This window comes from Bradyrhizobium arachidis (genome assembly GCF_015291705.1).
Lineage (GTDB): Bacteria > Pseudomonadota > Alphaproteobacteria > Rhizobiales > Xanthobacteraceae > Bradyrhizobium > Bradyrhizobium arachidis.
This window is the reverse complement of the sequence record NZ_CP030050.1, coordinates 8903941-8925501: the sequence shown is the minus strand read 5'-3', so window position 1 is coordinate 8925501 and position 21561 is coordinate 8903941. Positions and strand designations below refer to the sequence as shown.

General features: G+C 61.7%; 23 protein-coding genes and 1 pseudogene. 16 read left to right on the top strand and 8 right to left on the bottom strand.

All coding sequences use genetic code 11. The annotated features are described in order from the left end of the window. Nucleotides 1-6: 6 nt before the first annotated feature. From WN72_RS42190 to WN72_RS42180, 3 genes are all read right to left on the bottom strand, one after another. Nucleotides 7-837, bottom strand: a complete 831-nt coding sequence (locus WN72_RS42190) for an adenylate/guanylate cyclase domain-containing protein (RefSeq protein ID WP_092215798.1) — start codon at nt 835-837, stop codon at nt 7-9. A 159-nt stretch (nt 838-996) separates the two neighbouring features. Continuing rightward, nucleotides 997-1464 (bottom strand): YbaK/EbsC family protein, encoded by a 468-nt coding sequence (locus WN72_RS42185; RefSeq protein ID WP_092215799.1) that lies wholly within the window; start codon nt 1462-1464, stop codon nt 997-999. A gap of 34 nt (nt 1465-1498) precedes the next feature. Continuing rightward, nucleotides 1499-2230, bottom strand: a complete 732-nt coding sequence (locus WN72_RS42180; protein WP_092215801.1) for a haloacid dehalogenase type II — start codon at nt 2228-2230, stop codon at nt 1499-1501. Nucleotides 2231-2412: 182 nt separating this feature from the next. Between WN72_RS42180 and WN72_RS42175 the strand changes: the two genes are divergently transcribed. From WN72_RS42175 to WN72_RS42135, 9 genes and pseudogenes are all read left to right on the top strand, one after another. Beyond that, nucleotides 2413-2925 (top strand): lipocalin-like domain-containing protein, encoded by a 513-nt coding sequence (locus tag WN72_RS42175; protein ID WP_141263234.1) that lies wholly within the window; start codon nt 2413-2415, stop codon nt 2923-2925. Between the two features lie 29 nt (nt 2926-2954). Beyond that, nucleotides 2955-3089 (top strand): annotated as a pseudogene (locus WN72_RS42170) (heme-binding protein); the annotation flags it as partial. Between the two features lie 466 nt (nt 3090-3555). Continuing rightward, nucleotides 3556-4827 carry a sulfite dehydrogenase gene (soxC, locus tag WN72_RS42165; RefSeq protein ID WP_051378613.1) on the top strand — a complete coding sequence of 424 codons (1272 nt, stop codon included), beginning with the start codon at nt 3556-3558 and terminating at the stop codon, nt 4825-4827. Further along, complete coding sequence (locus WN72_RS42160; RefSeq protein ID WP_027563130.1) at nt 4814-5356, top strand: c-type cytochrome; 543 nt, start codon at nt 4814-4816, stop codon at nt 5354-5356. Before soxC ends, WN72_RS42160 begins: the two co-directional genes overlap by 14 nt. A gap of 22 nt (nt 5357-5378) precedes the next feature. Further along, on the top strand, nt 5379-6035 hold the full coding sequence (locus WN72_RS42155; RefSeq protein ID WP_143130588.1) for a hypothetical protein: 657 nt from the start codon (nt 5379-5381) through the stop codon (nt 6033-6035). 394 nt (nt 6036-6429) lie between these two features. Beyond that, the gene (locus tag WN72_RS42150; protein ID WP_194482963.1) at nt 6430-8217 is read left to right on the top strand and encodes a vanadium-dependent haloperoxidase; all 1788 of its coding nucleotides are present in this window, start codon (nt 6430-6432) and stop codon (nt 8215-8217) included. A 399-nt stretch (nt 8218-8616) separates the two neighbouring features. Further along, complete coding sequence (locus WN72_RS42145) at nt 8617-9126, top strand: hypothetical protein (protein ID WP_244554038.1); 510 nt, start codon at nt 8617-8619, stop codon at nt 9124-9126. Between the two features lie 635 nt (nt 9127-9761). Continuing rightward, nucleotides 9762-10130 carry a hypothetical protein gene (locus WN72_RS42140; protein ID WP_027563126.1) on the top strand — a complete coding sequence of 123 codons (369 nt, stop codon included), beginning with the start codon at nt 9762-9764 and terminating at the stop codon, nt 10128-10130. Between the two features lie 217 nt (nt 10131-10347). Continuing rightward, the gene (locus WN72_RS42135; RefSeq protein WP_092220997.1) at nt 10348-11346 is read left to right on the top strand and encodes an ABC transporter substrate-binding protein; all 999 of its coding nucleotides are present in this window, start codon (nt 10348-10350) and stop codon (nt 11344-11346) included. Nucleotides 11347-11455: 109 nt separating this feature from the next. Here the strand turns inward: WN72_RS42135 and WN72_RS42130 are convergent, their stop codons facing one another. Beyond that, nucleotides 11456-11890, bottom strand: a complete 435-nt coding sequence (locus WN72_RS42130) for a winged helix-turn-helix transcriptional regulator (protein ID WP_027563124.1) — start codon at nt 11888-11890, stop codon at nt 11456-11458. An 85-nt stretch (nt 11891-11975) separates the two neighbouring features. Here WN72_RS42130 and WN72_RS42125 point away from each other — a divergent pair, with 85 nt between their 5' ends. Both WN72_RS42125 and WN72_RS42120 read left to right on the top strand, forming a co-directional pair. Next, a complete protein-coding gene (locus tag WN72_RS42125) occupies nt 11976-12710 on the top strand; it encodes an SDR family NAD(P)-dependent oxidoreductase (RefSeq protein WP_027563123.1) in 735 nt (244 codons plus the stop codon). An 882-nt stretch (nt 12711-13592) separates the two neighbouring features. Next, on the top strand, nt 13593-14702 hold the full coding sequence (locus tag WN72_RS42120) for an IS630 family transposase (protein WP_080137402.1): 1110 nt from the start codon (nt 13593-13595) through the stop codon (nt 14700-14702). 10 nt (nt 14703-14712) lie between these two features. On the opposite strand, the gene WN72_RS42115 is transcribed toward WN72_RS42120, so the two are convergent. Next, entirely contained in the window at nt 14713-15597 is an 885-nt protein-coding gene (locus WN72_RS42115; RefSeq protein WP_027563122.1) for an amidohydrolase family protein, read from the bottom strand. 343 nt (nt 15598-15940) lie between these two features. On the opposite strand from WN72_RS42115, the gene ykgO reads away from it, so the two are divergent. From ykgO to WN72_RS42100, 3 genes are all read left to right on the top strand, one after another. Then, a complete protein-coding gene (gene ykgO, locus WN72_RS42110; protein WP_006611362.1) occupies nt 15941-16066 on the top strand; it encodes a type B 50S ribosomal protein L36 in 126 nt (41 codons plus the stop codon). A 109-nt stretch (nt 16067-16175) separates the two neighbouring features. Next, nucleotides 16176-16829: a tetratricopeptide repeat protein gene (locus WN72_RS42105; RefSeq protein WP_027563121.1), complete on the top strand. Its 654-nt coding sequence runs from the start codon at nt 16176-16178 to the stop codon at nt 16827-16829. 124 nt (nt 16830-16953) lie between these two features. Beyond that, nucleotides 16954-17214: a hypothetical protein gene (locus WN72_RS42100; protein WP_092215367.1), complete on the top strand. Its 261-nt coding sequence runs from the start codon at nt 16954-16956 to the stop codon at nt 17212-17214. 13 nt (nt 17215-17227) lie between these two features. On the opposite strand, the gene WN72_RS42095 is transcribed toward WN72_RS42100, so the two are convergent. Further along, nucleotides 17228-17410: a hypothetical protein gene (locus WN72_RS42095; protein ID WP_027563119.1), complete on the bottom strand. Its 183-nt coding sequence runs from the start codon at nt 17408-17410 to the stop codon at nt 17228-17230. A gap of 330 nt (nt 17411-17740) precedes the next feature. Here WN72_RS42095 and WN72_RS42090 point away from each other — a divergent pair, with 330 nt between their 5' ends. Further along, on the top strand, nt 17741-18697 hold the full coding sequence (locus WN72_RS42090) for an alpha/beta fold hydrolase (RefSeq protein WP_167380769.1): 957 nt from the start codon (nt 17741-17743) through the stop codon (nt 18695-18697). A gap of 117 nt (nt 18698-18814) precedes the next feature. On the opposite strand, the gene cycA is transcribed toward WN72_RS42090, so the two are convergent. Further along, the gene (cycA, locus tag WN72_RS42085) at nt 18815-19210 is read right to left on the bottom strand and encodes a cytochrome c-550 CycA (RefSeq protein ID WP_027563117.1); all 396 of its coding nucleotides are present in this window, start codon (nt 19208-19210) and stop codon (nt 18815-18817) included. Nucleotides 19211-19490: 280 nt separating this feature from the next. Between cycA and WN72_RS42080 the strand changes: the two genes are divergently transcribed. Then, nucleotides 19491-20984 carry an FAD-linked oxidase C-terminal domain-containing protein gene (locus tag WN72_RS42080; RefSeq protein WP_092215363.1) on the top strand — a complete coding sequence of 498 codons (1494 nt, stop codon included), beginning with the start codon at nt 19491-19493 and terminating at the stop codon, nt 20982-20984. Nucleotides 20985-21036: 52 nt separating this feature from the next. Here WN72_RS42080 and WN72_RS42075 read toward each other — a convergent pair whose 3' ends face one another. Beyond that, nucleotides 21037-21372, bottom strand: a complete 336-nt coding sequence (locus WN72_RS42075) for a putative quinol monooxygenase (protein WP_092215360.1) — start codon at nt 21370-21372, stop codon at nt 21037-21039. Between the last annotated feature and the right edge of the window lie 189 nt (nt 21373-21561).

The window sequence follows — 21561 nt, the reverse complement described above, 5'->3', positions numbered from 1 at the left end:
CCTGGTTCAGCGCTCCGGCTTGCTGTCCGATTGAGGTCGATGTCCAAGCGCCGTCCGCAAGACCACGGCAAAGAGAATGGCTGCGACTGGCCAATGGAACCAGATCTTATGGCCAGCGAAAAGATTGATCAGAATCAGGAAGGCCGACACCGTGAGTGCCACTGCAACCGGCCGGGGCAGCTTTCTGAGCCAAGCCGTGACGACATTCGTCGACGATGGTGCCACGCGCCTGTCTTCCATCCGCGGAGCACGCGCTCTTTCCAACGGCGTTGCGCTTCCCTCGATCGGGAAGCTCCCTTGCCCGGCGGTCCGGCCGCCAAGGGTCAGCCGGTAGCTGGTCAGGGGCGCAATGTTCTTCATGGGGCGCTGGCCGAGGCAGTCGAAGCCAACGGATAATTTGTTGTGCACCTGATCGTAGACGGAGCTCGAGATCACGACGCCGCCAGGGTCAGCGAGTTCTTGCAGCCGCGATGCGATATTGACCCCGTCGCCATAGATGTCGGAACCATCAACCATCACGTCGCCGAGGTTGATGCCGATGCGAAACTGCATCGGGTTCGCCTGAGGCGCGTCCGAATCTTGACTGGAAATTTCCTGCTGAATCTCGACCGCGCACTGCACGGCCTCGACGACGCTGGCGAACTCGGCGATCACGGCATCGCCCCAGGTATTCACGATGCGGCCGTCATGGCGCTCGACCAATCGCGCAATGGCGGTGCGGTAGCGGCGGAGCGTCTCCAACGTTCCGGTCTCGTCCGCTTCCATGAGACGAGAATAGCCGTACACGTCAGCGCACAGCACGGTGGTCAGTCGTCGTTTCACCTTGTCGTCGGTCATCCTCCGTATGGTAGCCTTCCTGACCGGCAAATGCATCAGGCATCGTATCCGGTGCCACCGCAGGCAACGACCGGTTGTGGCGCCAGGCCGTCTTAGCCCCGCAATGACTCGCTGCCAGCCAGGGTCCGCATGTCCGCGGCTGTCGAGGCCGGCGCCGCTTTAAGGCCGGTGCTCGCAGACGTCGACCCATTCGGCCGCGGTCAGCTCGGCCAGGCGATCGGGGGTGATGCGCACCGCGCTGTGGGTCGAGCCCGCGGCCGGTACCACCACGTCGAACGCCTTCAGCGAGACGTCGCAATAGACCGGCAGCGGCGACTTCAGCCCGAACGGGCAGACGCCGCCGACCTCATGGCCGGTGATCTCGGCGACCTCTTCCAGTCCCAGCATCTTCGGCTTGCCGCCGAACTGCGCTTTCACCTTCTTGTTGTCCATGCGCGAGGTGCCGGCCGCGACGATCAGGATCACGCGTTCGCCGACGCGCAAGGACAGCGTCTTGGCGATCATACCGGGCTCGACGCCATAGGCCTCGGCGGCCAGCGTCACGGTCGCCGAGCTGATCGGGGATTCCATGACGGAGATGTCGGGGGCTTTCTCGGCGAAGAAGGCGCGAACGGATTCCAGGCTCATTCCAGTCTCACGGGCAGTGACCTCTGGGCGATCCCTAGATGATCCCTGGCAGCTCGGAGAGCGCGCGGACGCGGTGGTCCGGCGCAAAGCCAAGCTCGTCCATCTGGGTGCGGATCGCCTTGAACATGGTCAGCGGTGCCACGAGTTCGTTCTCGACGCAAGCCAGCGCCATTGCCTCGGGCGTGACGCGCTCGATCCAGGCGACGTTCAATCCAAACGACTTTGCGCCCGCCACGTCCCATGGATTGGAGGAGACGAACAGCACCTCGTTCGGTGCGGTGCCGAATGTCTCGCCGATCAGCTCATAGGCCTCCGGGCTCGGCTTGAAGACCTTCTTGGCATCGACGCTGACGGTGGCATCGAGCAGGCCGTCGAGCTTGGTGTTGCGCACCAGCGCATTCAGCATGTCCGGGCTGCCATTGGAGAGGATGGCGAGTTTTCGCGGTTTGAGCGCCGCGAGTGTTGCCGCCGCGTCCGGATAGAGATCGAGATGCAGATATTTCTCGATCACGCGCTCGAACGCGTCCTTCTCATAGGCGAGCCCGAGCACGCGCAGCGTATAGGCCAGCGAGTCGCGGGTGACGGCCGTGAAATCCTGGTAGCGCCGCATCAGCGAGCGCAGCCAGGTATATTCGAGCTGCTTGATCCGCCAGACCTGCGTGATGATCTCGCCGTAGCCCGGAAACGCGTCCTCGGTGATCTCGGCGACGGACTGGATGTCGTAGAGCGTTCCGTAGGCGTCGAAGACGACGGCTTTGATGGTCATCGGCTGTCCTTCCCGGCAGTTGCGGTCACAAGAGATCCGCTTGGGGGAGTGCGCATAGTCGTCAGCTTACCAACCACAGCGGAAATCTGCCACTGCAAGTATGATCGGAGGCTTGTGACCCATTGCTGAAAATCGGAGCGCCGAGTAGCCTTGCCCACGTTGCCAAAGAGCAGGGGCGTCTCATGAACAGGCGTTATGCAATTGGACTCTGTGCGACGGTGTTGATTTCGGTTGTGACGTTCCCGAATAGTAGTGTTGCCCAAGTAAAGTCTCTTAAGGATCGGTTGGTTGGCACTTGGATTTACGTGTCCAGCACCGGGACGCGTGAGGATGGTAGCGCCGTAGAGCGGCCAAAGCTGCAAGGCGCTGTCACCTACGCCGCCGATGGTCACTTCCATTTCATTACGGTTCGCTCCGATGCTCCAAAGTATGCATCGGGCGATTCTGCACGGCCGTCCCCTGAGGAGGCCATGGCCATTGCGTCAGGTGTGGTTGCTTACACTGGGACATACACAGTCGACGAGAGCACGAAGACGATCCACGTCAACATCGAAACGAGCTCGTTTCCCAATTTGGTCGGAACGCCAAATCAACGTCGGATCGTGACATCGATTACGGACGATGAATTGAAGTTTACAAATCCACGCACCCCAGCTGGCATCACGCTGGAGCTGGTATTCAAACGGGCGAAATGACGATCTGGATTTCCGTTTGTCGCGACGTTCGTGGCGGATTGATTGTCGAAGCGGGCGGCTCGCTAGTCGGAGCCGTCGGTGTGTCTGGTGGGCCTGGCGGTGATGCTGACGAAGCCTGCGCTAGGGCCGGAATCGACGCCCTACGCGGCAAGCCGGAGTTTTAGGGCCGCTTGTCCGCCTCGGTGACAAAAAACCGCGAGCGCCGCATCGGCGAGCGCAGCCAACAGCCCTTCTCGGCGCGGCTGCGGCGTGACCTGCCTATTGGCCCATGGCTCACCCCAGCTCAGAGCGCCGCGAAGTCTGCTTCCTGATGGTGACCCGAACAGGGCCATGCAAGCTGGCCAAGGCCGCCTTTGACCCAACTCGGACATCAGAGACACTGGTTTTGACCAGAATGCTCGTGCGACATCCTTGCCAATTTGAAGGTCTTTTGGATGGGCGTAGTCTTCTTTAGAGCTGCTTTTCGAGACGGGACGTGCCGACGTCTCCGTTCGACGCGAATGGCAGTAATGCCGTCGGCAGGCATCACACTCTCAATAAAACCGACAGTCCTTTTGTGCCGGTCTCACGAGCACTGGCCGTGCGCGCGGACATGCGAGTTCATTTGACCGCAACGAAGGAGTGCTGCTCATGGTTGGAAAAACTCATCCCGAACCAGGCGATCGGGCGGCCGGCAATGGAATTCTAAGCCGGCGCATTTTTCTTGAAGGCGCGCTCGCTGTTGGTGCGACCGGTGCGGGCCTGTCCTGCGGATCGGCGGAACAGCTTACGGTGCAGCCGTGGATGAAGGTGCCGGGTCCCGGATTTGCGGGCTACGGCCAGCCCTCACCGTTCGAGAGCAAGGTCGTCAAAGTCTTTCCGCCGCCCCCCAACCCGGCCGGTGTCGGCTCGTCACGCACGCCACTGCACATGCTCGAAGGAATGATCACACCATCTGGGCTGCATTTCGAGCGTAGCCATTCCGGCATCCCAGAAATCGATCCCGATCAACACCGGCTGGTGATCCATGGACTTGTGAAGCGCCCGCTTGTGTTTACGGTCGAAGCGCTGTCGCGCTATCCGATGCAATCGCGCATCGCCTTCATCGAGTGTGGCGGCAACAGCCAGGCGCTCAACGCGCCTCAGGCCCAGCCGCTCAATGTGGCGGCTATTCACGGCCTACTGGGTTGCGCGGAATGGACCGGTGTGCGGCTCTCCACGTTGCTCGACGAAGCTGGCATCGAACCTGAGGCGCGCTGGGTGATCGCCGAGGGGGCTGACGCCGCCGCCATGAGCCGCAGCATCCCGCTCACCAAGGCGATGGATGATGCGCTGCTCTGTCTCTATCAGAACGGCGAGCGAGTGCGGCCTTCGAATGGCTACCCGGTGCGGCTGTTGCTGCCTGGTTTCGAGGGCAACATGAACGTGAAGTGGCTGCGCCGGCTCAAGCTGACCGCAGGCCCCGCCATGACCAAAGACGAAACATCGAAATACACGATCCTACTCAAGGATGAAAAGGCTTGGCAGTTCGTGTTCCCGATCGAAGTAAAATCCGTCATCACGCGTCCGTCGCCGGGACTCGCGCTGAAGGGACCGGGATTCTACGAGATTTCCGGGCTCGCCTGGTCGGGCAACGGCAGCATCCGGCAGGTCGACGTGTCGGCTGACGGCGGACGAAGCTGGGCGCCGGCAGCTTTGCAGGGCCCGATCCTGCCAAAGGCGCCCGTGCGCTTCCGCGCAGCGTGGCAATGGAACGGCGGTCCCGCCGTGCTGCAGAGTCGCGCCACCGACGACACGGGCTTGGTGCAGCCAACGCGTGCTCAGTTCGCCGACGAGCGCGGCTTGCGTGGGGTCTACCACTACAACGCCATCGCAAGCTGGCGCATCGACGAGATGGGGGAGGCCAGCAATGTTTACGCTTAAACCCATTGCAGTAGTCTGCGTATCTATGCTGACCGTTGTACCGGCGGCCCTGGCCCAGGCCCCGCAGTTCGGGCAACCGATCGCGCCCCCCGACATCGCAGCGTGGGACATCAGCATCGGACCGGATGGAGCAGGTCTGCCGCCTGGTCGTGGCACCGCAATCGAGGGGGAAGCCATCTATGTAGCGAAATGTCAGGCCTGTCACGGCGAGAAGGGAATCAGCCCCAGTGTCGCGCTCGCTGGAGCGCTTGCCGGCGGCATGGGCACACTGGCGCCGGACAAAACACCGATAAAGACTGTGGGAAGTTTCTGGCCCTATGCAACAACGCTGTTCGACTACATCCGCCGCGCAATGCCATTCCAAGAGTCGAAATCGCTCACCGCGGACGAACTCTACGCGGTATCGGCCTATATCCTCAATCTCAACGGGATCGTCGGATCGAACGATGTGATCGACGCGCAGTCGCTGCCCAACGTGAAAATGCCGAACCGGGACGGGTTCATCCTGTTCCCGCGCAATCCGAAGTAAGGGGGCGGACCTTAGTCCACACATGGCCCATCGCGACCAACCCGATTTGGCCTCTTTATGTCGGCGAGGAGGGGCACAGCAGCCGATATTTGCTCAGTCGGAGTTCTTCGCTGTTTGCCTCCTATCGGACAGAGGACCGGGCGAACCGCACGAATGGATGGTGCGACTAATACTGCACAAGACGTTCATCGAAGCCGCCATCCTTCGCCCCGTACTTTTTAATCGAACCACCATGACCAGCCTGCTACTGCTGTTTGCGATGCTCTACGCCGCGTGCGGGCTGGTACTCAGCATCGTTGTGAATGTGGTGTCGTTCACCAGCGTACAACTCGGCGGAAATGCCTTGTTTCCAGTGCTTATGTGGGGAATCTTCCCGGCCTTTTTGTCGGTCATCCTCATCGGCATTTCGGAAAGGGAAGGGAAGATGCGTAGCGGTGTGGGCGAGGAGATCGATCATTGGGAGCTGGTATTTGCGGGGTGCCCCTCGTCAATGAAATATATCTTCTGGGTCTGTTTCGTTTATGCGTGGGCGATCGGTATCGTCCTCGCCATATTGCAAACCCACGAACCGAACCTGATTTGGCGCGGCGCCTCCGCTTTTTGGATGGCGTTCTATGCGTTGGGCCTTGCGTCGGTTACAGGCGCCTATCTCCGCCGCGGCGCGCCTCAAACGCCGTGAAGGGCGATGGCTCTCATTCCTCAATGTCGGTGATCTCTCAGGTGAGCTGCCCGACCAGTCCGCAAGCGCGTTAGCAGGTCCATCGATTTTCACTTTCTTGCTCGGATGTCGGCTCTTGGGCCCGGCGCTGACTTTCGCGCAGGGCGCCCCAATGTCTGCTGCCGAGCGAGAAGCGGAACTAGGTCGCGCCGGGTAACGAGGGCAGCTAATGAGACCCATAGCTGACGCCGACGGTGGCCCCGGCCGGTGCACAATTGGTCTGCTCGACTCACCATTGATCTGAGTCAATCTCCTCAGTGTCCTCCCGGTGAAATGATTTCGACTGCAGCATGCAAGTAATCGGACGGCTCCGGCGCAATCCCGCCGAAACTTTCCCGCGAGGGAGGAGGCCTCCATGGCTGACCATGCCACCGTTCCAACTGAATTCTGCCTGGCGTCGCCGGGCCCGTCGACCGCGATCACTCGCCGCTCGCTGCTTGGCGGGACCGGCATTGCGGTTGGTGCCGCCGTGCTTGCGTCTCCGCCGAGCATGCCCGGGTTCGCCCCGGCGCTGGCGCAGCCTGCGAGCGCAAACGCCCGACCGCTCGACGAGGCATTCAAACGCCGGGCCTTTGAAGTCCGCGGGGTCTGTGCGAGCAACAACGAGAAAATTCCCATCGCGCCCCACCCCGCGAATGGCGACGAGGCGCGCTACAGTAACAAGATCGGCTCCGATTCACGTGGCCTGCCGCACGACAAACGCGGCGAAGTGACACAGGAGGCTTGGCAGGCTCTCTATGCCGCCTGCCAGTCGGGCGATCCCGCCGATTTCGAAAAGATCCCGCTTGGCGGCACTCGCAAGCTGGTCAATCCCTTGGGCACGCTGGCAGTCAGTCTCAGCGGCATAAACGCAACTCAGATTGGAATACCCCCGGCACCGGCTCTTGCAAGTGCGGAGCGCGGCGGCGAGGCGGTCGAGGTATATTGGCAATCCCTGCTTCGTGATGTTCCGCTTACCGAGTTGCGCGACGACACCTCCAATCGGGACGTGCTTGTAGCAACCGAGGAGATCAACAAGCTTGCCGATTTCCGAGGGCCGAAGTCTGGTGGGCGGGTCACGCCCGGCACACTGTTCCGCGCCAATGCGCTTTATTTCGACGCAGGCGACCCGAAGGGCCGCTCCGTCACGCCTCCAGGCGTTTTGAACGGTCCGCTGATCTCGCAGTTCCTGCTCAGGGACGCGCCCTATGCCTCACAGTGGATCAGTGCTCAAATTCGTACCGCGTTGCCCGCCAGCGAATTCCTGACTGACTACGAGGAGTGGCTGGCGATCCAGAATGGCGCCGCACCGAAGCGCCAGTTGCAGTTCGACGCGACACCGCGATACATCACGACAGGAAGAGATCTCGCAGAGTATATCCACACTGGTCCGGCACTCGGGTGGGCGGCAGCGCTGCTCCTCGCAACCCCAGGAGGCGGGGCAGACAAGCGCTACTCCGGGATCTATCCACCGGCAGAGCCCGTGTCCTACCCCTCGAACCCGTATCGGAAATCGAAAACCCAGGGCCCCGGTGGTGGCACCTTCGGATTGCCCTACGTGCAGGCACTGCTCGCCACGGGGATCAGTAACTCCGTCCGCGCGTCTTATTGGCAGAAGTATTTCGTGCACAGGGCTGTGAGACCGGAAGCCTACGGTGCTCTGGCGCACCATCGCCTCGCCAATGGCGTGAGCGACTACCCGCTGCATGATGATTTCCTGAAATCGGAAGCCCTCGCTCGCAGCAAGGCCAAATACGGCACTTATCTGCTGTCGCAAACCTATCCGGAGGGCGCGCCCTTCCACTCCACCTATCCCGGCGGGGCCACGAGCGTTGGGGCCGTCACGGCTACCATATTGAAGGCGTTCTTCGACGAGAGCCGCGTCATCGCCAATCCGGTGCAGCCCGATCCGGCTGACCCGACAAGGCTCGTGCCCTATGACGGCTCACCGCTCACGGTCGGCGGAGAGTTGAACAAGCTCGCGGTGAATTTCGGTTTCGGACGGAATTGGGCGGGCATCCACTGGCGTTCCGACGCCTCCGCCTCAATGGCGATCGGTGAGGAAGTGGCTATCTGCATGTTGCGGGACGAGCGCGCCACCCTTCGCGAGCCGTTCGACGGCTTCTCCTTCACGCGTTTCGACGGCAGCCGCGTGACGATCTGACAGCAGACGGGCGGCGTGCCTGCCGTGCGGCGCCGGTGCACATGAGCGGAAGCGTTTATGCTCGACGGCCTGTCGGTGATGGCCCAGCGCCTCGCCTGCGAAATTGACGTTGGCCCGAAGGCGGCCTCGTTCTGATCACGATGCGCGTTGGATTGACCTGGCCCTTAACCCGTAACAGCCCTTGATCTGGCGCAATACCCTCCAACAGCGACCATGCATTCATTCTATGGGGCAGGCTTTAATGGATAGTGGAGAACGTCCATGAAGCAGATGAGTCTGAGCAAAGTTGCAATTGCAACCTCGGCCTTCGCGTGCGCGACGTTGCTCTCGTTCAGCTGGTCTGAACAGCGCGGTGTCTCGCTGTCAGTTGAGAGCGCGCAGGCGCGGATTGGTCGCCCATTGACACCCCTTAGCGGTGCCGGCGTTGCGCGTCGCCATTACCGGCGGGCTGCGTATGGCTACGGTGCTGGTGTGGTCGGTGCTGGCTTGGCGGCCGGCGCGATTGGGACGGCCGCGATAGCGGCCACCTCACCTTATGGGTACTATCGTGGCGGCCCTCATGTAGACGCCGGGTGGGGCTACACTGGCAATTATTATGGCAGCTACTACGGCAGTCCTGGCGACTACGACGGCTACGCCAATCGCAGCTACGTCACCGGGCGGCCAACGCTGTTTCCGCGCTACTACGGCAGCAGCTATGCAGCTGGCGGCTACCCTGCCGGCAATTACGACGGCTACGCCAACCGCAGTTACGTCACCGGACGGCCAACGCTAATTCCGCGCTACTACGGCGACGCCTATGCCGCTGGCGGCTACCCTGCCGACTATTACGGCGGCTACGCCAACCGCAGTTACGTCACCGGACGACCGACGCTGATTCCACGCTACTACGGCGGCTGGAACTGGTGAAACGAAGGCTTTTGCGTTCGGAAGCGTCGGGCGGTCGCGCCTTGACAGGTCAAGCAATTTGAATCGCTTGATTTGGATCAAGCACGAAGATCTGGAAATCTCGCATGCAGAACCAGCAACTATCACTATTGGCGAGGACACTCTCATGAAAAAGATGAGCATGTTTGGCGCAATTTTGGTGGGAGCGACGATATTGTGCGCCGCCCCGATTTCGATTCAGTGGTCGCAAGAGAAGGGGTTGTCCGTATCGTCGGACAATGCTTCCGCCCGAGTAGGAAGACCGGCAACTGCAACGAGCGTCGCTGGCGTTGCGCGGAGAGCGGATCGACGGGCGGTGCGCCGCTGCGCAGCGGGAGTTACCTGCTAGAGGTGATGTCCGCTTGTGACTCCAACCGGCCGACCCGGCATGTCCGCTAGAGTCCACTCTTTGGGGTGAAGCGGGCTCGATATACTCAACCAGGCTTCCTCTGATGTTGACCCTAAGCGGGCACGACCTGACACCGCCAAGGTCGTAACGCCTCCTTCGCTTCACTGCTCCAGGCAGGGAAGCTGCGAAGCCTTGCGCCGGATCAAAGGTGATTTTCTGGACCTGCGGAGTTCGCGAAGCAGGAACGTCCATTTGCAGGGGACTGAAAATGAAGATTGCATTCTTATCGCTGGCCCTAGTGGGCCAACCGGTCCCGATACCGGTCTCTGATAAGGTTCCGGTGCTGAATGTGGAGGCGCTGTGCAAGGCAACAGTAGACGATGCCAAAGCACAGGGACTGACTGCCGTTCAGAGTTTCTCGGACTGCATGAAAGACGAAAAGCAGGCGCAACAACAAATAAGCACTTTGTGGGCGACCAGTCCCAGTGATGTTCGCAATCGTTGCGAGGGCGGCACTACGTCGATAGGGATGCAAAGTTACGTCGAACTGCTCACGTGTTTACAGGCCGCAATTGTCTCAGCCCACCCCGAGCTTGTCCCTCCAAGGCAAGGAATCAGGGACCGTAATAAACAGTAGCTGGATGAAGGCTTGTTATCTTGGAAAGGCCGAGTCGGGTTCTGGCCCTAAGCTGCCTTTCCTCTTATGCACCTGAACGTCGGCTTTCCAGCCGCGAACGGATCAGGAAGCGCGGTTGTGACCCAACTGCGACATCCGCGCGCATGTTGCTGTGATGCACAATACCGATGGGATTAGAAGCATATGTTAGACTGTCGCTCGGCCTGAGGGCGACGAAATGCGACGGCGCGAGTTCATAACGCTTGTCGGCAGTACGATGGTGGCGTTGCCGCTCGCAGCGTTGGCCCAGAAAGCGGGACGGACCTATCGCCTGGGTTGCTTGTCTCCGCATCCTAGCGATATTCAATTTAACGTACGTTTTTTCGACCAACTACGGCGCGCTGGTTTCATTGACGGCCAAAACCTCACGATTGATTACCGCGCCTTTGCATCTCAGATCGATCTGATTTCGCAACTCGCGGCGGAGCTGGTCATAGCCCAACCCGATGTCATCTATGCTGCTGGACCCGAGGCAGTTAACGCCGTACAGCGGGCAACCAAGAGCATTCCCATCGTTGGGATCACAGGCGATATGGTCGGGGAGGGATTGGTAAAATCGTTCGCCCGGCCCAATGGCAATATCACGGGGATCAGCATTTTTGCCCCTGAGCTTGACGGCCTGCGACAGGACATCCTGATCGAAGCCGTGCCCGGGATTCGCCGCATGGCGGCTCTCGCCGACGACCTTTGGTTCGAACGCGTGGTGCAGGGACGGTTGCGAGGCGAGGCGAAGGCGCGCGCCCTGCAAGAGGCGGCGCGCGCACGCAACGTTGAGCTTTCAATCTATCGCGTCACCAGAGCTGAGGAGATTGCAGCGACTATCGATAAGGCACAGGCATCGGGGGCCACGGCGCTGAATGTCCTTAATTCCGGGATGCTCGACGGCAATGGTCCACTGATTATGGAACGAGTTGCAGCACTGCGCCTTCCAACCATGTATCAGTGGGGAGTGCGGGCCGAGCAAGGTGGCTTTATCGGCTACGGTCCATCCTCCGATCACTTGGCAGACCTGACTGCCCGATTCGCGGCGAGCCTTTTGCGCGGCACGATGCCTGCCGATCTGCCGGTCGAACAGCCGACGAAATTCGAGCTGGTAATCAACCTCAAGACCGCTAAGGCGATGGGTGTGACGGTTCCGGAGGTTTTGTTGGCGCGCGCCGACAAGGTGATCGAGTGAGACGATGCTCCGCATGAGTCTGCTTGTGGCCCAAGCCGGACTCAGGGCAAGCACCTCCAACGCGCTGCAATCCAGGGCGGAGCGGACCTCGGACGAAGAGCAGCGCGAACTAGACGGTCGGTGGACGTTCTCGCCGCGTCCAGGTCGCCCGCTCGGCGAAGACCTGGCTGACCTCAGCCATGTGCTCGGTGCCCCACGCGCAGAGCGGCACCAGCGCTTCGGCCAGGCTGTGGCCCAGAGGCGTGAGGCTGTAGTCCACCCGCGGCGGCACTTCCTTGTAGTCGGTTCGCTTCACGAGACAATCGGACTCCAACTCCTTGAGCTGCTGGATCAGCACCTTGTCGCTGACGTCGCGCACGGATCGCCGAAGCTCGCCGTAGCGGGTCGGCCCGCCCTGCGCGAGGAAGTACAGGATCAGCGGCTTCCACTTGCCGGCGACGACCCGCAGGGTCGCGTCGAGGCCGCAGGTGAAGCCGGGCAAATTCGGCGTGCAATTCTGGACGGAAGGTGAAGTCTGCGCCGGCGGTGAGATCGGGTCTGACATTTTTGGGCACTTACCAAAAGGTGCATACTTGTCGATAGGTGGGTACGCCGCCAGCTCAGTGCAACCTCAATGAAGGGAGCACATCATGAGCAGACTACAAGGCAAGACGGCAGTGGTGACCGGCGGCGGCACCGGCATCGGGCTTGGAGCGGCAAAACGGTTCGTCGACGAAGGTGCGTTCGTCTATCTCTTCGGGCGGCGGCAGGAGCCGCTCGATGCCGCCGTTGCTCAGCTGGGGCCCTCGGCGCGCGCCGTCAGGGGCTCGGTGACTGATCTGTCCGATCTCGACCGGCTGTATGCGGCGGTGAAAGCCGAACGGGGCGGGGTCGATATTCTGTTTGCCAATGCAGGGACCGGATCGTTCGCGCCGCTCGGCGAGATCACGGTCGAGCACTACGATCAGATTTTCGACGTCAACGTGAAGGGGCTGGTGTTCACGGTGCAGAAGGCTCTGCCGCTGATGACAAAGGGGGCGTCGATCATCCTCACCGGCTCGAGTACGGGCGTGATGGGGACGCCGCAGTTCAGCATCTACAGCGCGACCAAAGCCGCGATCCGCAATCTCGCGCGCAGCTGGGCGCAGGATCTGCGCGGCACCGGCATCCGCGTCAATGTGCTGTCTCCGGGGCCGACCAAGACCGAGCTGGCGTTGGAGGTCGTCGGCGAGGAAGCGTTCGATGCGCTCGGAAACTCTACGCCGATCGGGCGTGTGGGCGATCCCTCCGAGACGGGGGCCGTGGCCGCTTTCCTCGCATCCTCGGACAGCAGCTTCATGACCGGCGGCGAGGTCTTCGTCGACGGCGGCCTGGCGCAGGTCTGAGGCCTCGTTCACCTCTCCCGCTTGCGGGAGAGGTCGGCGCGTCCCGGGCGATGCGAAGCATCGTCCCGCGCGCCGGGTGAGGGCTTTCTCCTCTTGGTGATTGTCCCATTGTGGAAACACCCCCTCCCGCAAGCGGGAGAGGGTGTGCGCCTCCGTTGTAGCAATCAACCTGATCTCATCACGCTTTAGGCTCGGGCGTGTACTCATAAATCCGCGCGTCCGCTTTTGGGCCATGAGGGGACCAAGCTCGGGCAAGTCCGGGATGCCTGATCGTGCCCCTCAGCAGACATTGGCTTTGCAGTGCCCTAAATGGGCGACCTGCGCTTCAGCTTCGGTCGCTTGATCCAAGTCAACGTCTGGCAGTGATTGGGATAAGAGGCTCTCTCGTTTCTCGATGGGAGGAGCACATGAGGAATGTGGTCGGACTGCTCCTTGTTGGGTTAGCCGTCACCCCAGCATTGGCTCAGAAAGCGAAGGAGCAAACACCCAAGCAACCTACACTTATTGAGCAAGCACGACCGGGGGTCACCTACGAGGATTGCGTCACCCGATGCGAGAAATGCGGATCGGGTCTACATACAGATTGCGTTAGGAATTTTTGCACGGGCTATCCTCACCGAAAACCGGGAGCCGAGCCATTGCCTGTGGTTTGCCCGGAGACGGATTAGGGACCGTAATAAACAGTAGCTGGATGAAGGCCTGTTATCTTGGAAAACCGAGTCCGGTTGTGGCCCTTAGCCGTCCTCGGTCTTCGACGACGTGATATCTGCTTTCAGAGGTCGAACAGACTCGCGCTGGAATTATGAGTACACACCCTAGTCATCTGGAACGCAAGTTCGTCACATTAGTTGATAGCTCGAATCTCTACAGAGGAGAGAGCTTGTGGCGAATGCAGGTGAGCGAGGCCGGCCGATCGCGCCGTTGGTGCTTAGTCCGCCGGAGCGGGCGTACTTGGAGAGACAAGTTCGTCGTCATCGCGTTGCCCGATCGCTATCTGAGCGCTGCCGCGCGATCCTGCGGTGTGCGGATGGCTTGCCAAGCAAGTCTGTGGCTGTCGAACTCGGCCTCCACGAACACACCGTCGGCAAGTGGCGCCGCCGATTTTTGAAGGATCGCTGTGATGGCCTGCTTGACGAGGCCCGCCCGGGCCGCCCTCGAACCATCAACGACGATCAGGTTGCTGAGGTAATTGAGCGGACATTGCGTACAACGCCACCCGACGCGACGCACTGGTCGATCCGCTCAATGGCTGCGGAAACTGGCTTTTCCCACACCACGATCCGCCGAATGTGGACGGCGTTCGGCCTGCAGCCGCACCGCAGCCAGACATTCAAGCTGTCGAGCGACCCGCTGTTCGTCGACAAGGTCCGCGATATCGTCGGCCTTTACCTTTCCCCACCGAACCGAGCCCTTGTCCTCAGTGTCGATGAGAAAAGCCAGATCCAGGCCCTGGATCGCGAGCAGCCGGTCCTGCCGATGATGCCGGGCGTACCGGAACGGCGCACGCACAGCTATGTGCGGCATGGTACGACCTCGCTGTTTGCCGCGCTCGATGTCGCCTCTGGATTCGTCATCGGCAAATGCTACAAGCGCCACCGGGCAGTCGAGTTCTTGAAGTTCCTCAAAGAGATCGACGCTCAAGTCCCTGAAGGGATCGATGTCCATATCGTCATGGACAACTACGCCACTCACAAAACACCCAAGATCAAAGCGTGGCTCGCCCGTCGGCCGCATTATCATGTCCACTTCACGCCGACTTCCGCGTCATGGATCAATCAGGTCGAACGCTGGTTCGCTGAGCTCACCCGAAAGCAGATCCAGCGAGGTGTTCACACCTCCGTCAGGCAGCTCGAGGCCGACATCCGTACCTTCATCGACCTGCACAACAAAAATCCCAAGCCCTTCAAATGGACCAAGTCCGCAGACCAGATTTTGGCTTCCGTCAAACGCTTCTGCCACAAAGCCCAGCAGACTTTATGTGGCGAACTTTAGATTCACGTGACTAGATCCCCAGCAGTTTTCGTGCGTTCGCCTTCAACACCTTCGGCCGGATCTCGTCCCGGATCTCGATCTTGGCAAAATCCGACAGCCAGCGGTCCGGCGTGATCACCGGCCAGTCCGAGCCGAACAGCATCTTGTCCTGCAGGATCGAGTTGATGTAGCGCACCAGGATCGGCGGGAAGTATTTCGGCGACCAGCCGGAGAGGTCGATGTAGACGTTCGGCTTGTGGGTCGCGACCGACAGCGCCTCTTCCTGCCAGGGGAAGGAGGGGTGCGCGAGGATGATCTTGAGGTCGGGGAAATCGGCCGCGACGTCGTCCATGTACATCGGGTTGGAATATTTCAGCCGCATGCCCATGCCGCCGGGCATGCCCGAGCCGACGCCGGTCTGGCCGGTGTGGAACAGCGCGATCGCGCCGCCATTGTTGATCTCTTCATAGAGCGGATAGGCCATGCGGTCGTTGGCGTAGAAGCCCTGCATGGTCGGGTGGAATTTGAAGCCGCGCACGCCGTATTCCTCGATCAGCTTGCGCGCCTCGCGCGCGCCGAGCTTGCCCTTGTGCGGGTCGATCGAGACGAAGGGGATGAGGACGTCGAGATGGTCGGAGGCGATCTCCAGCATCTCCTCGTTCTTGTAGCGACGGAAGCCGGTCTCGCGCTCGGCATCGACAGGGAAGATCACCGCGGCGATGTTCTTGGAGCGGTAGTAGGCCGCGGTCTCCGGCACGGTCGGCGGATGCTTGTGCGGCGACTTGAAGTACTCCGCCATCTGCGCCTGGAAATCGTCATAGCCGTCGTCGGGATGGGTGCCGCAGGGCTCCTCGGCATGGGTGTGGATGTCGATGGCGACGACGTCGTCGATGTTTGGCAGCTTTAGCTTTGGCATTGGTGTCCTCCCGGCGGGTTGGCAAATTGATTATATGATATAACGAATTTGGCAAGGCGTTGCCGGAGGTAAAAGCGCTGCCTGCAAAAAGTCTTTGCTATGCCTGACCGCGAATGGAGAAGATTGGGCCGATCCGGCCTTTTCTACTGTGCATGGGGTTGTTTTCAAGAATTTGCTGGCCCGGAACCGGGCAGTTAACATTGACATGACCTCCCGCCATGCCTTAAGAACCGCCCCGTCCCGGGCGGTCGGTCCGCCAGCGGGAAAAATCTCATTTTGCCACATTCGCGCGTGCCGAAACGGTAGTGCCGAACACGGCCTTTCGAACGTTCAGGATTCTGCCATGAAGGTCCGTAACTCGCTGAAGTCGCTGCGCGGTCGCCATCGCGCCAACCGCCTGGTCCGCCGCAAGGGCCGGGTCTATGTGATCAACAAGGTGCAGCGCCGCTTCAAGGCTCGCCAGGGCTGATATTGCCCTCGCGGTCGCCTTTCGCGCGCTCCCGCAAGACCACGGTCTCACACGAGTTTGACGCCGCCCCTGCTATGCAAGGGCGGCTTTGCGCGTTTAGACTTTGATGATGGCTGTGAGATTCCCTTTCGCGCGCACCCTCTCCATGGTGCTTGGTCTGGCCCTTGTGCTGGGAACCGCCGGGCTGGCTCCGGCCCTGGCGCAACAGGTTGAGCCGCCGCCTCCGCCCGGCAAGCAGAAGAAGCTTCCCGAGGCGCCGTCCAAGCTGCCCAAGGTTGACCGCAGCAAGAATCTCGATTTCCTGTTCGGCGCGCTGAAGGCTGCGCCTGACGAAGCCAGCGCCAAGCATGTCGAGGCGCGGATCTGGGCGATCTGGATCCAGACCCCGAGCGACACCGCGGCGCTGCTGATGTCGCGGGCCAAGACCGCGGTCGAGGCGCAGAAGATCGACATCGCGATCAAGCTGCTGGATTCGGTCATCAAGCTCAGGCCTGACTATATCGAAGCCTGGAACCGGCGTGCCACGCTCCACTACATGCAGAACGACTACGGCCGTTCGCTCGCCGACATCCGCGAGGTGCTGATCCGCGAGCCCCGCCATTTCGGCGCGCTCGCAGGGCTCGGCATGATCATGCAGGAGGTCGGCGACGAGAAGCGCGCGCTCGAGGCCTACCGCAAGGCGCTCGCCGTCAATCCGCACCTCGAGAAGATCCCCGAGCAGGTCAAGGCGCTGACCGAGAAGGTCGAAGGCCGCGATATTTAGCCGACAAGTCGATCAGTTCTTGAGCAGGTGCGGCGGCGGTGGATTAACCACGATAAGACGCACCGAGTGGCGAGGGGTATTGGCGCCACGGTCGCGGGCTTACCTTCATGGCAGGAGCACAGCCATGATGCGTTTGATCCTTGCAGGTACATTGCTGCTGGCGTCGGGGACGGTGAGTCTCGCCGACGGGTTGTTCTGGGTGGTCGGCAACCGCGCCACTGGCAAGTGCAACATCGTGACCAGCAATCCCGTGATCGACGGTGACATCTGGTTCGGCGATGGTCCCTACAAGTCCAGGGACGACGCCAAGCTTGCCCGCTCGACCATCCGCGCCTGCCCTGCCGTCACCCCGGACGAGGAAAAGGACGAGGACAGCACCAACTAGGCCGACCGCGTCCCTAGTGCAGGACGCTGCCGCCGCGCTCCGTCAGGCCGTGATCGGCTGCCGCGGCGTAGGCCCTTGCCAGCTCCGCCTCGAGATGCTCGTTGATCAGGAGCAGCGCCCGCACGGCACCGCGCAGATCGCCATTGCAGCTCGCCACGATCTCGTCGATCGCAGTGTCGTTCGATCTGAAGCTCATCGAAAATTCTCCGGTTCAAACCAGGACATATCCTGCCGGCCGTTCCTCGCATCCCCTGAGGCTGCGAGGAGGATCGGCGCCCACCCGGGTCTTAATGGCGGAACCGACCATGGCGATTATATGGAAGGCGCGATGACGACTGCATGAAGCTGGTCCGAGGCTTGTGTGTCACGGGGGAATGGCGTTGATTTTGCTCGATTTTTTGGTTCGGCAATTATGCACATATCCACAGCCCCTCAATTGCGGTGGAAGCGCTGACGCGCTCCGGGCGAAACTGCTGCGTGCAAGACCCGTAATTACCCTGTGCCCTGGACCGTCCGGATTCTCCCCATGATCGTGATGTCAGTCGTGACGGCGCTGGTCCTGCTGGCGCTGGTCACGCAGGCCGGAATCGTGGCCGTGCAGCGCGCCTTTCCGCCGCAAGGCCGGATGATCGAGGTCGAGGGCGCAACGCTCCACGTCGTCGACATTGGTCCGCGCGAGGCCGGCCTGCCGATCGTGATGCTGCACGGCGCGAGCTCCAATCTCGAAGCGATGCGGCGTCCGCTCGGCGACATGCTCGCCAGGGAGCATCGCGTCATCCTGATCGACCGTCCCGGCCATGGCTGGAGCACGCGCGCGCGGCGGCAGGATTCGACGCCGGAGATCCAGGCGCGGATGATCGACGAGGCGCTTGGCAAGCTTGGGATCGAACGCGCGGTGTTCGTCGTGCATTCCTGGAGCGGGGCGCTTGGCGCGCGGATCGCGCTCGATCATCCGTCCCGCGTCGCCGGCCTCGTGATGCTCGCGCCGGTGACCCATCCCTGGCGCGGCGGGGTCGGCCGCTACAACGAGATCATCGCAACGCCCGTGATCGGTCCGCTGCTCGCCTACACCATCACGCTGCCGCTCGGTTATTTTCTCGCCGAACCCGGCGCGCGCAACGTGTTCCTGCCGCAGATGATGCCGGATGGTTTCGTGCAGGACTCCGCAACGCCGCTACTGCTGCGCCCGCGCGAATTCATCGCCAATGCCTATGATCTGGTGACGCTGAAAGGGGCGGTGATTGCGCAAGCTCCACGCTATGGCGACATCAAAGCACCGGTCACCATCATCGCCGGCGAGCCGGACAAGACGGTGAAGACCAGCATCCACGCGCGCCCGTTCGCCGCGACGGTGCCGAACGCAAAGCTGATCGTGCTGCCCGATCTCGGCCACATGGTGCAGAACGCGGTGCCGGATCTGGTGAAGACGGAGATCGAGGCGATGATCGGGAGAATCGTCCCGGCGCAGGCGGCCGCCGACTAGAGCGTTTTCGAGCGAAGTGGATACCGGTCCGCGTGGAGAAAACGCGTCAAAGCGAAAAGCCGGAGCTTCGGGTCTGATTCAATCAGAACCGAAGCCTTAGCGGCGCCGCTTGCAAGCTTACTGCTTGATCTTCCCGTCCTTGTCGAACTGCGAGACGAAGGCCCAGAGATTGTTGATCTCGTTCTCGTTCTTGATGCCGGCGAACGCCATCTTGGTGCCGGGGATCTTGGCCTTGGGGTCCTTGATGTATTCCTTGAACGTGGCTTCGTCCCAGGTGATGCCGGAATTCTTGTTCGCGTCCGAATAGCTGTAATCCGGCGCGGTGCCGGACTTGCGGCCGTTGAGGCCGTTGAGCTCGGGGCCGACCTTGTTCTTGGCGCCTTCGCCGATCGCGTGGCAGGCCAGGCATTTGTTGAATGACGATTTGCCGGCCGCGACATCCTGCGCCATCGCGGCGGGTGCGGCGGCGGTCACGGTGAGGATCATCAGTGCGCCAAAAGTCAGTTTTGTCATCGGGTGCTCTTCGTCTCTTCCCTGGTGGGTTTGGCCTGTTCAGTCTCTTGCCTGGTCGGCAGTCGTCGAACCCGCCGGTTTTGGCAGGCCCGCCCGGCTTGGACAAGCTTTGAAACCATGACAGGTTTCATGGCTGCCTACTTGTCCCAGAGCGAACTCGCAGGAGATCGCGGCTCCGACTTTCGGATGGCCTACCCAAACCCTCGCGGACGTGATTGATTTGGCGTGATAAATTGATCGTGCGGCGTGAGCCGGAAGGATATGCCATGAGGGATTTGACATGGCCATCATGATGCCTGCGAGCGACCAGGCGGTGCTTGCGCGCCGCGCTGAGATCGTGGCTGCATTGCGCGCAATCGTGCCTGGCGAGGGCGTGATCGATACGCCTGCCGAGATGCGGGCCTACGAATCCGACGGGCTGACCGCCTACCGCCAGCCGCCGATGGTGGTGGTGCTGCCCGATACCACCGAACAGGTCTCGCTGGTCCTGAAATATTGTGCCGGGCAGGGCATCAAGGTGGTGCCGCGCGGCTCGGGCACATCGCTGTCAGGCGGCGCGCTGCCGCTTGAGGACGGCGTGCTGCTGGGCCTTGGCAAGTTCAAGCGCATCCGCGAGATCGATTTCGACAACCGCGTGGTCGTCACCGAACCCGGCGTCACCAATCTCGCGATCAGCCAGGCGGTCGCGCACGCCGGCTTCTATTACGCGCCCGATCCGTCCTCGCAGATCGCCTGCTCGATTGGCGGCAATGTCGCGGAAAATTCCGGCGGCGTGCACTGCCTGAAATACGGCATGACCACCAACAACGTTCTCGGCTGCGAGATCGTGCTGATGAGCGGCGAGATCCTGCGCATCGGTGGCAAGGGGTGCGAGAATTCCGGTTACGATCTGATGGGCGTCATCACCGGCTCGGAAGGCCTGCTCGGCGTCATCACCGAGATCACGGTGCGCATCCTGCAGAAGCCGGAAACGGCGCGCGCGCTGATGGTCGGCTTTGCGCAGGTCGAGGCGGCCGGCGAATGCGTCGCGCGCATCATCGGCGCCGGCATCATCCCCGGCGGCATGGAGATGATGGACAAGCCGGCGATCCACGCCGCGGAGGCCTTTGTCCATGCCGGCTATCCGCTCGATGTCGAGGCGCTGCTGATCATCGAGCTCGACGGTCCCAAGATCGAGGTCGACGAGCTGATCACGCGCGTCGAGGCCATCGCCAATGTTTGCGGCTCCACCACCTGCCAAATCTCGACCTCGGAGGCCGAGCGCAATTTGTTCTGGGCCGGCCGCAAAGCCGCCTTTCCCGCCGTCGGCCGCATCTCGCCCGACTATCTCTGCATGGACGGCACCATCCCGCGCGGCGCGCTGCCGAAGGCGCTGGCGCGCATCCGCGAGCTCGGTGAAAAGTACCAGCTCGGCTGCGCCAACGTGTTCCACGCCGGCGACGGCAATCTGCATCCGCTGATCCTCTACGATGCCAACAAGCCCGGCGAGATCGAGCGCGCCGAAGCCTTCGGCGCCGACATCCTGCGCGCCTGCGTCGAGTTCGGCGGCGTGCTCACCGGCGAGCACGGCGTCGGCATCGAGAAGCGCGACCTGATGCCGGACATGTTCACCGAGATCGACCTCAACCAGCAGCAGCGGCTGAAATGCGCCTTCGACGCGCAGGGCCTGCTCAATCCCGGAAAAGTGTTTCCGACCCTGCATCGCTGCGCCGAGCTCGGCCGCATGCATGTCCATGCCGGGAAGGTGGCGTTTCCGGACATTCCGCGGTTCTGAGCGGTCGCGCGGAGGGAAGGGGCCCATGCAAGCCCTTCCCTCCGCAAACCACTCACAGCAGCCCGTACTGCGCACGCTCGCGCTTCGCCAGCAGCGCCAGCGCTTCGCCGGCGATGCAGGTCTTGAAATGCGCGCTCTCCTGGTGCGCCTTGAACGCGGCCTCGTCGCGGAACAGCTCGTAGAACAGGAACTGCGCCGGATTATCCTTGCCGCGCGAGATCAGGAACAGCTTGACGCCGTCCTCGCGCTGCGCCTCGGGCAGGAAGCGGTCGAGGATCCCTGCGACCTTGTCGGCCTCGCCGGGCTTAGCCTCCCATTGCGCGACGACGAGCAGGCCGCCGCCATCGACGGCCTCGCTGAGGGATTTCTGCGTGGCATAGTGGTTCATGGCTCTCCTCCTCGCTGTTCGCCTTCAGTCTTGATCGCGATCGGTGCGAGCTTGTAGCGAGGGCCCGGACCGGCTTGGTTCGCCGGCCATCGAAGTGTCGATGTCGTGAACGCTTCGCGTGATCGTAGCGTTGCGATGGCCCGGCGCAGGATCACGAGCGCGCCGGCAATGGTCGCCGGCGTCACGCCG